This window comes from Dyella sp. (genome assembly GCF_036384435.1).
In the GTDB taxonomy this organism is placed as follows: Bacteria; Pseudomonadota; Gammaproteobacteria; order Xanthomonadales; family Rhodanobacteraceae; genus GSA-30.
The window spans coordinates 28,510-42,539 of record NZ_DASVMI010000174.1 but is presented as its reverse complement, the minus strand read 5'-3'; the positions used below and the strand labels follow the sequence as shown (position 1 = coordinate 42,539).

The window sequence follows — 14,030 nt, the reverse complement described above, 5'->3', positions numbered from 1 at the left end:
CCGGGCTGTATGGCATGAAGGTTGCCTAAAGCTTCATCGAACTCTTTCGGAGCGAACCCATGCTTTCTTCCCTGTGGATTGCCAAGACCGGCCTCGATGCGCAGCAGACGCGCATGGATGTGATCTCCAATAACATCGCCAACGCGAACACCACGGGATTCAAGAGCTCGCGCGCATCGTTCCAGGACCTGATCTACCAGAACAAGGGTCAGGCTGGCGGCCAGACCACCGAACAGACGCAGTCGCCTACCGGGCTGATGCTCGGTACCGGCGTGAAGATCGTCGGTACGCAGAAAATCTTCACGCAGGGCAATCCCACCCAGACTGGCAACTCGCTGGACTTGGCCATTGGTGGCAACGGCTTCCTCCAGGTAAGCATGCCCGATGGCAGCATCGCCTATACCCGCGATGGCGCATTGCACCCGGACCAGAACGGACAGCTGGTCACCAGTGACGGCTATCCGCTTGAGCCAGCGATCACGCTGCCGCCCAATGTCGGTTCGGTCACTATCGGCACCGATGGCACGGTCACCGTGACGGCTAATGGCACGACCACGCCGCAGACCATCGGCACGATCCAACTGGCCGATTTCGTCAATGCCGCCGGCTTGCAACCGATGGGCCAGAACCTCTACCTCGAAACCGCTGCCAGCGGCACGCCGCAGACCGGGCAGCCTGGTCTGAACGGCATGGGCCAGCTTAACCAGGGTTCGCTGGAATCTTCCAACGTCAACGTGGTGGAAGAGATGGTCAACATGATCGAAACCCAGCGTACCTACGAGATGAATTCCAAATCCATCAGCAGCACCGATCAGATGCTGCAGGACCTGACGGACAAACTATGAGCACGATCGTCTTTTCGCGTTTCGCTCTCGCCGCGCTGGTCATGGCCGCGCTGGCTGGCTGCGCCATGGACGCGCCGCAAAAGGACGATGCGCAATGGGCCGCGACGGCGCCGATCGCCCCGGAGGCCGCTCCACAGGCCGATGGCTCGATCTATCATGATGCGCAGAACATGGAACTGTTTTCCGACCCTCGTGCGCATCGAGTGGGTGACATTCTCACCATCACGCTGATCGAAAGCACGCAGGCCAGCAAGAAATCCGAGACCAGCACCAGCAAGACGGATAAGAGCGGCATCGACGCGCCCACCATCCTTGGCCAGTCGTTGAAGTTCGGCGGCAAGGCGGCCAACATCTCCACCAATGCCGCGCGTACCTTTGACGGCAATGGCAGCAGCAGCCAGAGCAACCAGCTTACCGGGCAGATCACCGTGACCGTAGCGCAGCGCCTGAGCAACGGCAACTTGATGGTGCGTGGCGAAAAGTGGCTGACCATCAATCAGGGCCAGGAGCTGGTGCGCATCTCCGGTATCGTGCGCGCGCAGGATATCGGCCAGGACAACAGTGTGCCGTCCACGCGCGTGGCCGATGCCCGCATCACCTATGCCGGTCGCGGCACGCTTGCCGACGCCAATACCAAGGGTTGGCTGTCGCGCTTCTTCAGCTCCAAGTGGATGCCCTACTGATGAATACGCGCCTGGTGATCGGTCTGATCAAGCACGTCCTGGCCAGTACCGCTGCCGCGGTATCGCTGTTGATCGCGGCCAATGCACATGCAGACAAGGTGCGCGACCTGGCGCAGGTCGCCGGCGTGCGTAGCAACCAGTTGATCGGTTACGGGCTGGTCGTGGGCTTGGACGGTAGCGGCGACCAGACCACGCAGGCACCCTTTACCACGCAAAGCCTGGAAAACATGTTGCAACAGTTCGGTGTGACAGTGCCTGCCAACGCCCGCCCCCAGCTTAAGAATGCCGCTGCGGTCACCATCACTGCCGACTTGCCGCCGTTCGCCAAGCCCGGTCAGGTGATCGATGTGACTGTGGCTTCCATCGGCAATGCCAAGAGTATTCGCGGTGGCGAGCTTTTGATGGCTCCGTTACGCGGCGCCGATGGCAATACCTATGCAATCGCCCAAGGCAGCGTGGTGGTCGGTGGGATCAGCGCCCAGGGCAAGAGCGGTTCCAGCGTGCAGGTGAACATCTCCGCCAGCGGCCGCATCCCCAATGGCGCCACGGTAGAGCGCAGCGTGGCCTCGGCGTTTGGCCAGAGTGCTGACCTGATGCTCAATCTCAACACGCCAGACTTCGTGACGGCGTCGCGTATCGTCGATGCGATCAACCGCATCTACGGTGCGGGCACTGCCCGTGCGCAAGATGGTGGCTCGGTGGTGGTACGTGGCCCGGTGGATCCTTCGCAGAAGGTGGCCTGGCTGGGTGCTATCCAGGGCATTGATGTGACACCGGGCGATGCACCCGCGCGCGTGGTGGTCAACTCACGCACCGGAACGGTGGTGATCGGTTCGGACGTGCGTGTCAGTGCCGCCGCAGTGGCTCATGGCGCCATCCAGGTCACCATCAGCGAACAGCCGGCGGTCAGCCAACCCAATGCCTTTGGTGGTGGGCAGACGGCCGTTGTGCAGAACAGCAGTGTCTCGGTGAGCGAAGACGGCGCCCACATGTTCAAGTTCGGCCCTGGGGTGAGCCTGGATTCGATCGTTCGCGCGGTCAACCAGGTCGGCGCGGCGCCGAGCGACCTGATCTCCATCTTGCAGGCGCTCAAGCAGGCCGGTGCGCTGCATGCCGAACTGGTCGTGATCTGACATGGCCGTCAATGACGCCACCTTGCAGAGCGTCAACACCTGGACAGACCTGTCCGGGTTCACAGGCATGCGCGCAGCCGCGCAGGGCGATGCCAAATCGGCGTTGCCGCAGGTCGCCAAGCAATTCGAATCAATCTTCACGCAGATGATGCTCAAGTCGATGCGCGATGCAGGCATGGGCGACGGGCTGACCGATAGCCAGGCCGGTGACTCGTGGCGCGACATGTTCGATCAGCAGCTGTCGATCAACCTGTCCCAGCATGGCAATGGTCTGGGTATTGCGCAGATGCTGGTCAAGCAACTGGGCGGCCTGAATGGGCACGGTAGCGGGAGCGGTGGCGTGACGTCAGCCGATGACCTGCAAAAGCGTCTCGACAATGCGGCCAGTTCTGTCCAGGCTGCGGCGAACAAAGTCGAGCCGTTCCTACCGCAGGATGCGGCCGACTTCGTTACCAAGCTTTTGCCGCATGCCCAGGAGGCAGCCAAGAAGCTCGGCGTATCCGTGCGTGCGGTGCTTGCGCAGGCTGCCCTGGAAACGCAGTGGGGCAAGCACATGCCGCACGGCGGGGGCCAGACCAGCAACAACCTGTTCGGCATCAAGGCCGGCTCCAACTGGGATGGCAAGAAGGTCGCTGTTTCGACTCTGGAGTACGAAGACGGCTTAGCGGTACGCAAGCAGGCCAATTTCCGGGCTTACGACAATGCGGGCCAGTCGTTTGCCGACTACGCGCGCATGATCGGCGAAAACCCGCGTTACGCCGGTGCCAAGGGCCATGGCGACGACGTGCTGGGTTTTGCCAAGGGCTTGGTTGCTGGCGGCTACGCTACCGATCCCAGCTACGCCCACAAAGTTGCGGCGATCGCCAATGGCCCCATCATGCGCCAGGCCTTGGCCGCCGCCGAACAGGCCGCGCAGAAGGCCGCCAGCCTGGCGGGCAAGGCCGCTTCAAGTGCGACCGACGCGGTAACCGATGCCATGGGACGGGAAATCGACCAGGCGATCGGCGTGCTCAAGAATGCCGTCAATTTGCCGACACCTCTCTAGCAAAGCCTTAGGACCGTTTCATGGCGAACATGCTCAACATCGGTGTTTCCGGCCTCAACGCGGCGCAAGTCGCTTTGAGCACGGTCGGCAACAACCTCGCCAACCTGAACACGGATGGCTACAGCCGCGAGACCGTGATTCAGTCCGAACAAATCGGCCAGCCCAATGGGCGTTACACCATCGGTGGCGGCGTCAACGTCGAGTCGGTACAGCGTGCCTATAGCAGCTACCTGACCACGGCTGTCTGGCAGCAGAATTCGAGCCTGCAACGCGCCGATACGTACAATAATCTCAATACGGCCCTCAATGGCGTGCTGACGGGTAGCGGTAACCTGCAAGGCAGCCTGGACGATTTCTACGCGGCTTTCAGTACATTGGCCAACTCGGCGGGTAATTCCTCCAGCCGCACGGCATTGCTTGGCAGTGCTGGCTCGACGGCCGCGCTGTTCAACACGCTGGGGCAGCAGCTCAACGCCCAGCAAACCCAGGTCAACAGCCAGATCAGTAATACCGTCAACAGCATCAACGACGCCGCGTCCAAGATCGCCAGTCTCAATGCGCAGATTCGCCAGACGGCGCCGGGCCAGGTGCCCAACGCCATCCTCGACCAGCGCGATAGCCTGGTGAAGTCGCTGTCCGGCTATGTGGGTATTTCCACGGTAGCCGAAGACGATGGCAGCATCAGCATCTATACGTCCAGCGGGCAGAGCCTGGTGGCCGGCAACAAGTCGTTCGCGATGTCAGCGGGTAACAATGCTTATGATCCCGGCCAGACTGATGTTTTCGATAGCGCCGGCAACGACACGACGACCAAACTGAGCGGCGGCAGCCTCGGAGCACTGCTTGATTACCGCAACAATGTGCTCAACCCGGCACAGAACCAGCTTGGTCAGGCCGCTGTCGCGCTGTCGTCCAGCATCAATGCACAGCAGGCAAAGGGCCTGGATCTGAGCGGGAATCTTGGTTCACCGATCTTCAATGCGCCCACGCCTACCGTACTTGCCTCCTCACGCAATACCGGTACGACCACGGTGTCGGCAAGCATCAGCGACGTTTCCAAGCTGACCGCCTCTGACTACACGCTCAGCTATGACGGTACGGCATGGAACCTGCGTACCAGCAGCGGCCAGAGCGTGCCGACGACGACTAACCCCGATGGCAGTTTCTCCGCCGATGGCCTGACGTTCAACGTTGGCGCCGGCACGGCCCAGGCGGGCGACAGCTTCGTCATTCAGCCGACTCGCGATGCCGCCACGTCGTTGAAGGTGGTGCAGACCGATCCCGGCAAGATTGCCGCGGCGGCGGCGCTGACCGCCACGCCGGCAAGCAGCAACAATGGCGGCGCCAAGCTCAGCTCGATCAATGTCACCGATTCGGGCAATGCCGCGTTGCTGAGCAATGCCAAGGTCACTTTTACATCGGCTAGTGCCTACCAGGTGACCGATGGCAGTGGCAACGTACTTGCGTCGGGGACGTATACGGCCGGACAGCCGATCACCGCCAATGGCTGGAGCCTGACATTGACGGGCACGCCAGCGGCCAATGACAGCTTCAACATTGCCGCCAATAGCAATGGCTTGAATGACAACTCGAACGCCTTGGCCATGGCGGCACTTGCCGACGGCGGCGTTCTCAACGGCGGCAAGACTTCCGTACTCGATTCGTATGCCAACCTCACCACCTTCATCGGCACCGCTGGTAGTCAGGCAGCGAGCAATCTGAGCACGCAGACCAGCCTGTACAACCAGGCCATGAGTGCTCAGCAGAGCGTCTCTGGCGTGAACATGGACGAGGAAGCGGCCAGCATGGTGAAGTATCAGCAGGCCTATCAAGCGTCGGCCCAGATCATCACCACGGCGCAGACCATTTTTGCCAGCCTGCTGCAAGCGGTCCAGGGGTAAGCCATGCGAATTTCCACAAGTTGGCAATATCAGCAATCGGTTACCACGATGCTCAACCAGCAAAGTTCGCTGGCCACGACGCAGAATCAGGTGACCACCGGCAAGCGCATCAACGTGGCATCGGACGATCCGGTTGGCGCGGCGCAGGTGCTGAGCCTGAATCACATTCTGGACAGCAATGCGCAGTACACCACCAACATCAATGCGGCCAATACGCGACTGACCACCGAAGGCGGCGCGCTCGATTCGGTCACCTCGCTGCTCGACCGCGCGCGCACGCTGGCACTGGGTGGTGTCAACGGTACCTTGTCCCCAACCGATCGCCAGAACATGGCGACGGAGCTGTCGCAGATACGCGACCAACTGGTGCAACTGGCCAACACCACGGACAACTACGGTTCGGCCATTTTTGCCGGCACTAGCACCACGACAGTGCCGTTCGCCAAGGCGGCGGATGGTTCGGTGACATACAACGGCAATGATGGCCAGTTGACCACCGCGGTGGGATCGAGCCTGCAAATTGCCATTGGCGACGCAGGCGACGGCATCTTCATGAACCTGCCGGCGGGCAATGGCTCGTTCGTGGCCAGCGCGGGCAGCGGCAATACGGGCACCATGATCGTCGGCGACAGCAGCGTGACCGACACTAATACCTGGAATGCAGCCAAACTTTCCACGGGCGGCGCGATCAATATCACGTTTGGGAACGGTGGCACCTGGACGGCGACCGATGCCAGCGGCAACGCGATTCTCGACAGCAGCGGCAATCCGGTCACCGGCTCCTACAGCGATGGCGGCAATGTCAGCTTCGACGGCTTTTCCATCGGCCTGAGCGGTACACCGTCCGCGGGCGACACGATTAGCGTGCAAACCAACCAGTCGCAGGACATCTTCTCGGCGTTCAATAACGTCATTTCGGCGCTTGGCGGTGGCGATAGCGATACGCAGTTGGCCAATACGATCAACCGGCAGTTGGAAACGATCGACCAGACGCAAAACGCGGTGACCAACACGCAGGTCAAGATCGGCAATCGTCTCAATACACTCGATCAGCAGAGCACCGCTTATGCCGATCTCAATGTGACCTATACTTCGGCTTTGCAGAGCGTACAGGATGTCGATCCCTACACCGCCATCAGTAACCTGTCTTTGCAGTCATCGGCCTTGCAGGCCTCGCAACAAGTCTTTGCCCAGATGAAGACGATGACCCTGTTCAACTATCTGAAGTGACGGGCAATCGCGACAGCGCTCAGAAAGCCACGCCTGCAGGAGTGACTTCAGTCGTGGAGCACGCCTTGACGAAGTCGCGGCTTGGAGGTTCAAACAACCCCAACCTGCGACAGCATCGTAGATTGCGTCGCGAATAAATTCGCTCCTGCGAACGAGGTGCTTTGCGGTTCAACCGTAGAGCGCGTCTCGTCCCTGTTAGGCGCGCTCCCGTGACTCTTGCTTGACCCGTTGTCCCGTTACAGCGCTGCGGGCACGGCTTTACAGCGAGCGAGCTCGCGCTTCCAACTCGACGTCCCCAAGCATTCAACCAGGCGTCCACGCGTCGCGCCATTCCACCAGGTTCTCGCCCGCCAGCATCCAGTTGCGCAATACCGCTTCACGCAGGCGATCGCCTGCCCAGGCCAATGCGTCGCGATCGGCCAAGTGCGCGCGAATGGCACCGATCCAATCCTTGTAGCGATTCTTCACGCGTGTGACTGGCAGGTCGTCGCGATAGCAGGCGATGTCGCTGCATACGACCGGGAAGCCGCAGATGCCGTATTCAAGAAGGCGCAAGTTGCTCTTGCAGGCGTTGAACAGGTTGTCCTCCAGCGGGGCCACGGCAAGATCGAGCTTAAGCGCGGCCAGGCGTGCCGGGTATTGGTTGATGCGTACCCCTGGATGGAATTCCTTGACGTATGGCTTGAGCTTGTCCGGGCACATGCCCATGAAGACCCAGTCCACCTCATCGGCCAGATCCCGCACGACATCAGCGATCAATTCCAGGTCGCCTCGGTGACTGATACCACCGGCCCAGCCGACGCGTGGCCTTTCACGCGGCGCGCGCGAGACGTCCAGGTTGGACCACCAATCCAGCGGCAAACGATTGCGAATGACCCGGATGTCCGAATGCAGCGAGCTGAAGGCATTGGCCAATTCGGGCGTGGACACTACGAAACGATCGACCATGCCCATCGCGCGACGCAGTGATTTCTGGATGTCCTTGGGCATGTCGCCGCGGTGTGCGCTCTTGAGTGGCAGATTAGTCAGCAGGTCGTCCAGTTCATAGACGCGGAAGGCGCCGGACATATCCGCGACCTGACCGATCGCATCCAATTGCTCGTCCGACAGCTGGCGCTGGTACACGATGACCTGGGGATCGATGCGCTCGATCGTCGTGGGCAGGTGCAACCGGTCGCTCACGCTTCCCTCAATGAGTCCCGCCTCCTGCATCGCCGTGAAAGGATGGCGGATGCGGTAATAGCCACATCCGTTGGCATCGGCGGGATGGGCCAGGATGCGCGGTGCAAGCGGCCTGGCAAATGGTTGCCAGGCCATCTCGCGTTGAGGCGAGAGCAGAAAGCCCTCATCGTGCAAGCTGAGGTTGATGTTATAGGCCGGATCGCGCGCCAGCAGCGGCAACCACTTGCGATACATGGCTCGCTGCTCGCCCCGGAACCGAGTCAACTTGGCTTCCTGCGCGGTGGTATCGACCTTGTTCTGGCTGACACTGCCTTCGTGCATCAGGCGCGCGTAAGGCGTCCAAACACTCAGGTAGCCGGCAGCACGTACCTTCAGGCAAAGGTCAACATCGTTATACGAGACCTTGAAGACTTCTTCGTCCAGGCCGCCGACTTCCTCATATACGGATCGGCGAATCATCAGGCAGGCGGCGGTGACGGCAGTGTAATTCTGGTCCACTTGCAGGCGTTGCATGTAGCCAGGCGCGTCTGGCTCGGCGCCGATGAAGGGGTGATCGGCCGGGCCACGCAACCCCAATACCACGCCGCCGTGCTGGATTCGCCCGTCCGGATAGTGCAGTTTGGCGCCGACGATGCCGACTTCGGGTCGTTGCGCGTGATGCAGCAGGGCTTCGATCCAGTCGCCTTGCAGGATGGCCGTGTCGTTGTTGAGCAGGATCAGATATTCGCCGCGTGCCTGGGCTGTGGCGAAGTTGTTGATGGCCGAATAGTTGAATGGATGCGGGTAGCGCAGTACGCGGACTTGCTGGCTGCCCAGTTTTTCGATGCCGTCCAGATAGGCGCAGGCCGCTGGATCGCGGCTGTCGTTGTCCACGATCAGCAGTTCATAGCGAGGATAGCGCGTACGGTCGATGAGGCTATCGATGAGGCCATTCAGCATAGGTAACTGGTCGCGCGTCGGTACGATAATCGACACCAGTGGCTTGTGCTCGTGGATATAACGTATGCGATTGACACCGGGAAGGCCTGCGGACTGCATTTCGTGGGCTACGCCCAGGCGGGCAAGGTGCGCCTGTACCACACGCGGCGATTGCTCAGCCACCTCGGGCTGGCTCATCCACTGCGCATGCGCCGTGCCGGCGTGATAGATCACCTCAGGGATATGCGCCACGGCCGGCAGGCCGATCTGTTCGATCACCCGGAATGCAAAATCCACGTGCGCAAGGGGGCCGTACGCATCGTTCCAGCCGCCTAACGCGACAAATAGCTCGCGTCGTACGGCCAGCGTGCGTCCTATGTATGGATAGCTACGCAACAAATCCAGATTGATGTCTGGCTTGAACAGGGGTTGTTCGTAGCCATCGCGTCCCTGCGCATCCTCGTCCACGTACCAGCAGGCCAGGTCCGGTTGCGCCTGCACGTGATCGGCCAGGATCAGAAGGGCATGTTCGTCCAGTTCGTCGCCCGCCCACAGCGGTAGCAACAGGTCGGCGGTGCTGGTGTTTGCCCATGCATCGAATGACCCTATGCCATCGCCAGCCAGGGCATGGACGCGGATGCCTTGGGCCAGTTCAGGCGCATGATTGGAGAAAACGTGGACATTGAAGGTGTGGTGCGTCTGGGCTGCCAGGCTCTCAAGGCTTCGGCGCAGTGCAGGGACATCACCGTGCGGGTCGATCACGGCTACGTCGATGGCGACCGCTGCGTTGCGCTCGGTGGCTTTCACGACCTGCGGCCGATTCAGGCGCAGTCGTGAGCGCCATTCTCGATAAGCCTCGTCAGGACTGAGCACTCGACGGGTAAATGTGATGGCACCTTCGTCGGCGACGACGTCAGCACGGAAATAGTCACCGTGATGCACCGCCGTGATGTCAGGCAAATGAGTGTGGCGTACCCCCATGTCGAGCAGGCGTTCCCACAGATCCCAGTCGCCTGGATAGAAATATTTCCAGCATCCTCCGTTGTAGCGGAAGGTCTTCAGGCCGGCGTGGTACAGGCTACCGATGCGTGAAATACCGCCATGAGCGGGCAACTCGTTGCCCACCACACCTTGCTCGCGGCCGTTGTCGTCGTAGAACTGCACTTTGCCGTGGGCCCATTCGGATCGCTGTGCTTGCGCGGTCCGCAATAGGTGGGCCAGGTGGTCGGGAAGGAATTCGTCATCGTCATCGAGATGGGCTATCCACGCACCCCGTGCGACACGCAGGCCGAAATTGACCGGCTTGGTGCCTGCGACGTACCACAGAGGTCCCTTGTTGGCCGGATACCGTCCGCGGCGCTTGAGATTATGGAAGTGTACGCGGGGATCGCCCGCCGCAGCCTCGTGTAGCAGGGCAGCCTGGTCGTCGTTCATCTGATCGCCGATGATCAGCAATTCCCAATGCCTGTAACTTTGCCGCAGCACGCTGGGCAGGGTGCGCTCGATAATGAGCCTTGCACGGTTATAGGTGGGGATGATGACCGAGATCAGCGGTTCGTCCGCATAGGCGCGCGCATAGTCTGGGTGTTGCCGGATGCGCTCCAGCCGTGCCGCATCACCGGAGCGCAGGCGCTGTTTCTCGCGAGCATGGTGCTCGCGGAAGAACTGCTGCATGAGTTCGAGGCTACGCTGGGCCTGCAACAGCTGGGATTGGAGGATGGAAGGTTCCGGTCCGCTCATGGTCTATTATCTTTTGGGTGGGCGTCGAGGTCAGGCCGCGTGTTCGAACGGATGGCTGGCCGCCAGTGCTGCCTCTTGCGCCAGAATGGCTTCACTAGGACGGTCGCGGACGCGGCGAGCCGGCGCGCCGACATAGACACCCCAGGGTTGCAGGTCGCGGTTGACCAGGCTGGCTGCCCCGACAGCTGTGCCGTCACCGATTTCCACGCCGGGCAGGACGACCGTATTGGTGCCGATCAAGGCGTGTCGCCCTACCATCACATGCGATCGCATGACGCTGCGATAACCTTCGGGAATGGTGGGATTGGTCAGGCCACCACCGAGGAAGTCGTCAGAACCGGTGATGATGCGTACGCCCGACGACAGCCCGCTGAAGTCACCCAGCACAAATTCGCCACCGCCCGTAATCGAGCAGAACGAAGCGACGTGCACGTGGCTGCCGATGACGCTCGGCGCACGGGCATAGATCATCACGAAGTCGTCAATAATGATGTTGTCGCCCAGCGTCAGGTGCTCGGCACCCAGGATCCGGGCGCCAGCGTAGATCTTCACGTTGCGGCCGATCTTGCGAAAACCCAGGGTCGAAGGATCGATAAGGTTCATGCGTATTCCTTGTGCTGCACATCAGCATGGATGAGCTCGGCAAGTGCCCGGGCAACGCGTTGCATCTGTTCTTCACTGATATCCAGGAAGAAGGGCAGGCCGATCAGGCGTTCGGCAAGCTCATGCGCGATGGGCAACGGGCCGACGGCAAAGTTGGCGAAGGCGGGGTGATGGTCGAGCGTGGGGCAATACCACTGGCGTGTCTCGATCCCTTGTGCCAGCAGGGCAGGTTGCAGATTGCGGGCGCGAATGCCCGCGGGCAGCAGACCGACCAGGATCGGATAGATGCCCTGCTCAGGGCGTTGTTGCATGCCCAACATTGCACAGTGTTGCTGGAGGATGCCCTGGTAGCGCGCCTGTACCGCCCGTCGGCGTTCGGCCACGATCGGCCACTGGTCCAGCGCGGCATGCGCGACGGCGGCGTGGTATTCGCTCAGCTTGCCGTTTTCGCCGGCAACGAAGACCTGGCTGCCGCGTTCGAGATCGATACCGAAGTTGCTCAAGCGGCGCACGCGCGTGGTGAGATCGCGGTCGTGGCTGACCACCATGCCGCCTTCGCCAGCCGCCAGCGCCTTGGTGGCGTGCAGACTGAAAACCACGTGACATCGCCGGCCGGTACGTTGATTGCCGAAGGCGCCAGCGGCATCGATGATCACCGGAATGCCGGTTTCCTCGACGAAACGATCCCATGCATCTACGTCCTGTGGGTTGCCGAACGTGGCCACCGGCATGACGGCATCGATCCGATGGCGCGATGCATAGGCGCGCGCGATCTCGGGAGTGAGTAACCAGGTGGCCGTATCCACGTCGCCGATGAGTGGGCGGTAGCCAGACCGGATCACCGAGGTGGCAGTCGCCACGAAGGTCAACGCGGGAAGCAATACGCGCGCACCTGGGGGAAGTTCCAGCGCGCACAGCGCCAATTCCAGGCCAGCGGTGCCATTTGATGCGGTGATCGCCGTGGGCGCAACCGCACTGGGCGCAAAGCTTGCCGCGAAGCGTTGTTCGAGCTGAGTCACCAGAGGGCCGAAATTCGTATACCAGCGGTTGGCGTCGATCTGGCGCAGATAGGGAATCAGCGCGTCCGTGTCCGGCAACTGCGCCACCAGCAGGGGAATGCCCGAGGTCGTGCTCATGCCGGTCTGGCCTCCCTAAGAAAGGTGGTGTCGGCGGTATTGATCTTTGGCATGTCGCGCCCTCCGAAAAGCCAAGCAAGCGTCCTGGTACAAGCCTTTCGCGTGACGGATTCCCGACACGCGACGGTTATCGAGGGTTAGGGAGCAAGCTTGATGCCAAGAAGGGCCGAGCCTCGGCAGGCAGCGGGGCAACTTGAGGGATTAAATGGATTTTTCTCGGGTGAAAAAGGCTTTGCGAGGCCAAAAAAAAGCAAGCGAGCCTCTAAAGAATGCCGGGCGGGCGCCGAAAACTTCCCTGAGGCGGATGGCATCCCATCGGAACCCCGCCGGATCGGCATTCAAAATTTGACCGGCGTGCCCGGTTCGCAGGAGTCCTACCCATGTCTCTCGTTATCAATACCAACGTTTCCTCGCTGACCGCGCAGAACAACCTGTCCAAGTCGCAGAGCGCCCTGGCCACCGCTACCCAGCGCCTGTCCTCGGGTCTGAAGATCAACAGCGCCAAGGACAACGCCGCCGGTTTCGCCATTTCCACCCGTTTCTCCACCCAGATCGGCGGTATCGGCCAGGCCAGCTCCAATGCGTCGGACGCCATCTCGCTGGCCCAGACCACCGAGTCGGCTCTGGACGAAGTGACGTCCAATCTGCAGGCCATTCGTGACCTGGCAGTACAGTCGGCCAACGGCAACTACACCGCCGATGACCGCAAGGCGATCGATACGGAAGTGCAGCAGCGCCTGTCGGAAATCACCCGTATCGCCAACCAGACCGATTTCAACGGCACCAAGGTGCTGGACGGTTCGGCCGGTACCCTGTCGTTCCAGATCGGTGCGAACGTCGGCCAGACGATCTCGATCAGCCTGGGCGGCGGTGCCAAGACCAGCCAGCTGGGCAAGGTGTCGGAAGTCTCGACCGGCGATATCTCGGGCGCCTTCAAGGATGCCAGCGGCAACGCCACCACCCTGGACCTGTCCAAGATCAGCCTGACCGGCTCTGATGGTAAGTCCGTGACCCTGAGCGGCACGGCCAGCAGCCTGCAGGACGTCTCCGATGCGATCAACGCCGCCAACGTCCCTGGCACCAGTGCCGCGGTCAGCGCCGACGGCAAGGGCATCAACGTCTATTCGACGGGCAGCCTGACGGTCAACGACACGGGCGCCGCTTCGGGCACCGCCAGCAGCACGGGCTCGATCTTCGCCAATGCCACCTCGGTCAATGGTTCAGGTACGCTGACCACCTCGGGTACGGCCGTCACGGCTGCCGCCAGCGGTAGCTTGCAGGGCGGTGACGTGCTGAGCGTGGACGACGCCAATGCGCTGATCTCGCGCATCGACGTGGCTCTGAGCTCGGTGTCCACGCTGACCTCGAACCTGGGTGCCATCCAGAACCGTTTCCAGTCGACCATCTCCACGTTGAGCGCCGAAAAGGACAACCTGACTGCTTCGCAGTCGACGATCCAGGACGCGGACTTCGCCACTGAAACGGCGAACCTGAGCAAGGCGCAGATCCTGCAGCAGGCTGGTATCTCGGTGCTGTCGCAGGCCAACTCGCAGCCCCAGCAGGTGCTCAAGCTCCTGCAGTAACAGAAGCAAGGGAATCGCCGGCCCAACCCGG

General features: G+C 61.4%; 10 protein-coding genes. 7 read left to right on the top strand and 3 right to left on the bottom strand.

All coding sequences use genetic code 11. The features are described from left to right. The first annotated feature begins 59 nt into the window (after nucleotides 1-59). From flgG to flgL, 6 genes are read left to right on the top strand one after another with little or no spacing between them, the layout of a single operon-like run. Nucleotides 60-845, top strand: a complete 786-nt coding sequence (gene flgG / locus VF436_RS18450) for a flagellar basal-body rod protein FlgG (RefSeq protein ID WP_330905508.1) — start codon at nucleotides 60-62, stop codon at nucleotides 843-845. Beyond that, nucleotides 842-1,528 carry a flagellar basal body L-ring protein FlgH gene (gene flgH / locus VF436_RS18445; protein WP_330905507.1) on the top strand — a complete coding sequence of 229 codons (687 nt, stop codon included), beginning with the start codon at nucleotides 842-844 and terminating at the stop codon, nucleotides 1,526-1,528. Before flgG ends, flgH begins: the two co-directional genes overlap by 4 nt. Then, nucleotides 1,528-2,661 carry a flagellar basal body P-ring protein FlgI gene (locus VF436_RS18440; protein ID WP_330905506.1) on the top strand — a complete coding sequence of 378 codons (1,134 nt, stop codon included), beginning with the start codon at nucleotides 1,528-1,530 and terminating at the stop codon, nucleotides 2,659-2,661. Before flgH ends, VF436_RS18440 begins: the two co-directional genes overlap by 1 nt. Nucleotide 2,662: 1 nt before the next feature. Then, nucleotides 2,663-3,706: a flagellar assembly peptidoglycan hydrolase FlgJ gene (gene flgJ, locus VF436_RS18435; RefSeq protein WP_330905505.1), complete on the top strand. Its 1,044-nt coding sequence runs from the start codon at nucleotides 2,663-2,665 to the stop codon at nucleotides 3,704-3,706. Nucleotides 3,707-3,726: 20 nt separating this feature from the next. Beyond that, nucleotides 3,727-5,607: a flagellar hook-associated protein FlgK gene (gene flgK, locus VF436_RS18430; RefSeq protein WP_330905504.1), complete on the top strand. Its 1,881-nt coding sequence runs from the start codon at nucleotides 3,727-3,729 to the stop codon at nucleotides 5,605-5,607. Nucleotides 5,608-5,610: 3 nt separating this feature from the next. Then, nucleotides 5,611-6,837, top strand: a complete 1,227-nt coding sequence (gene flgL / locus VF436_RS18425) for a flagellar hook-associated protein FlgL (protein ID WP_330905503.1) — start codon at nucleotides 5,611-5,613, stop codon at nucleotides 6,835-6,837. Between the two features lie 303 nt (nucleotides 6,838-7,140). On the opposite strand, the gene VF436_RS18420 is transcribed toward flgL, so the two are convergent. Genes VF436_RS18420 through VF436_RS18410 form a run of 3 tightly spaced genes read right to left on the bottom strand, consistent with a single transcriptional unit; the run spans nucleotide 7,141 to nucleotide 12,416 of the window. Beyond that, nucleotides 7,141-10,677: a glycosyltransferase gene (locus VF436_RS18420; RefSeq protein WP_330905502.1), complete on the bottom strand. Its 3,537-nt coding sequence runs from the start codon at nucleotides 10,675-10,677 to the stop codon at nucleotides 7,141-7,143. A gap of 30 nt (nucleotides 10,678-10,707) precedes the next feature. Then, nucleotides 10,708-11,280: an acyltransferase gene (locus VF436_RS18415; RefSeq protein WP_330905501.1), complete on the bottom strand. Its 573-nt coding sequence runs from the start codon at nucleotides 11,278-11,280 to the stop codon at nucleotides 10,708-10,710. Next, nucleotides 11,277-12,416 (bottom strand): DegT/DnrJ/EryC1/StrS family aminotransferase, encoded by a 1,140-nt coding sequence (locus tag VF436_RS18410; RefSeq protein WP_330905500.1) that lies wholly within the window; start codon nucleotides 12,414-12,416, stop codon nucleotides 11,277-11,279. The genes VF436_RS18415 and VF436_RS18410 overlap by 4 nt, the downstream gene beginning before the upstream one ends. A gap of 380 nt (nucleotides 12,417-12,796) precedes the next feature. Here VF436_RS18410 and VF436_RS18405 point away from each other — a divergent pair, with 380 nt between their 5' ends. Continuing rightward, nucleotides 12,797-13,999, top strand: a complete 1,203-nt coding sequence (locus tag VF436_RS18405; RefSeq protein ID WP_330905499.1) for a flagellin — start codon at nucleotides 12,797-12,799, stop codon at nucleotides 13,997-13,999. Nucleotides 14,000-14,030: the final 31 nt, after the last annotated feature.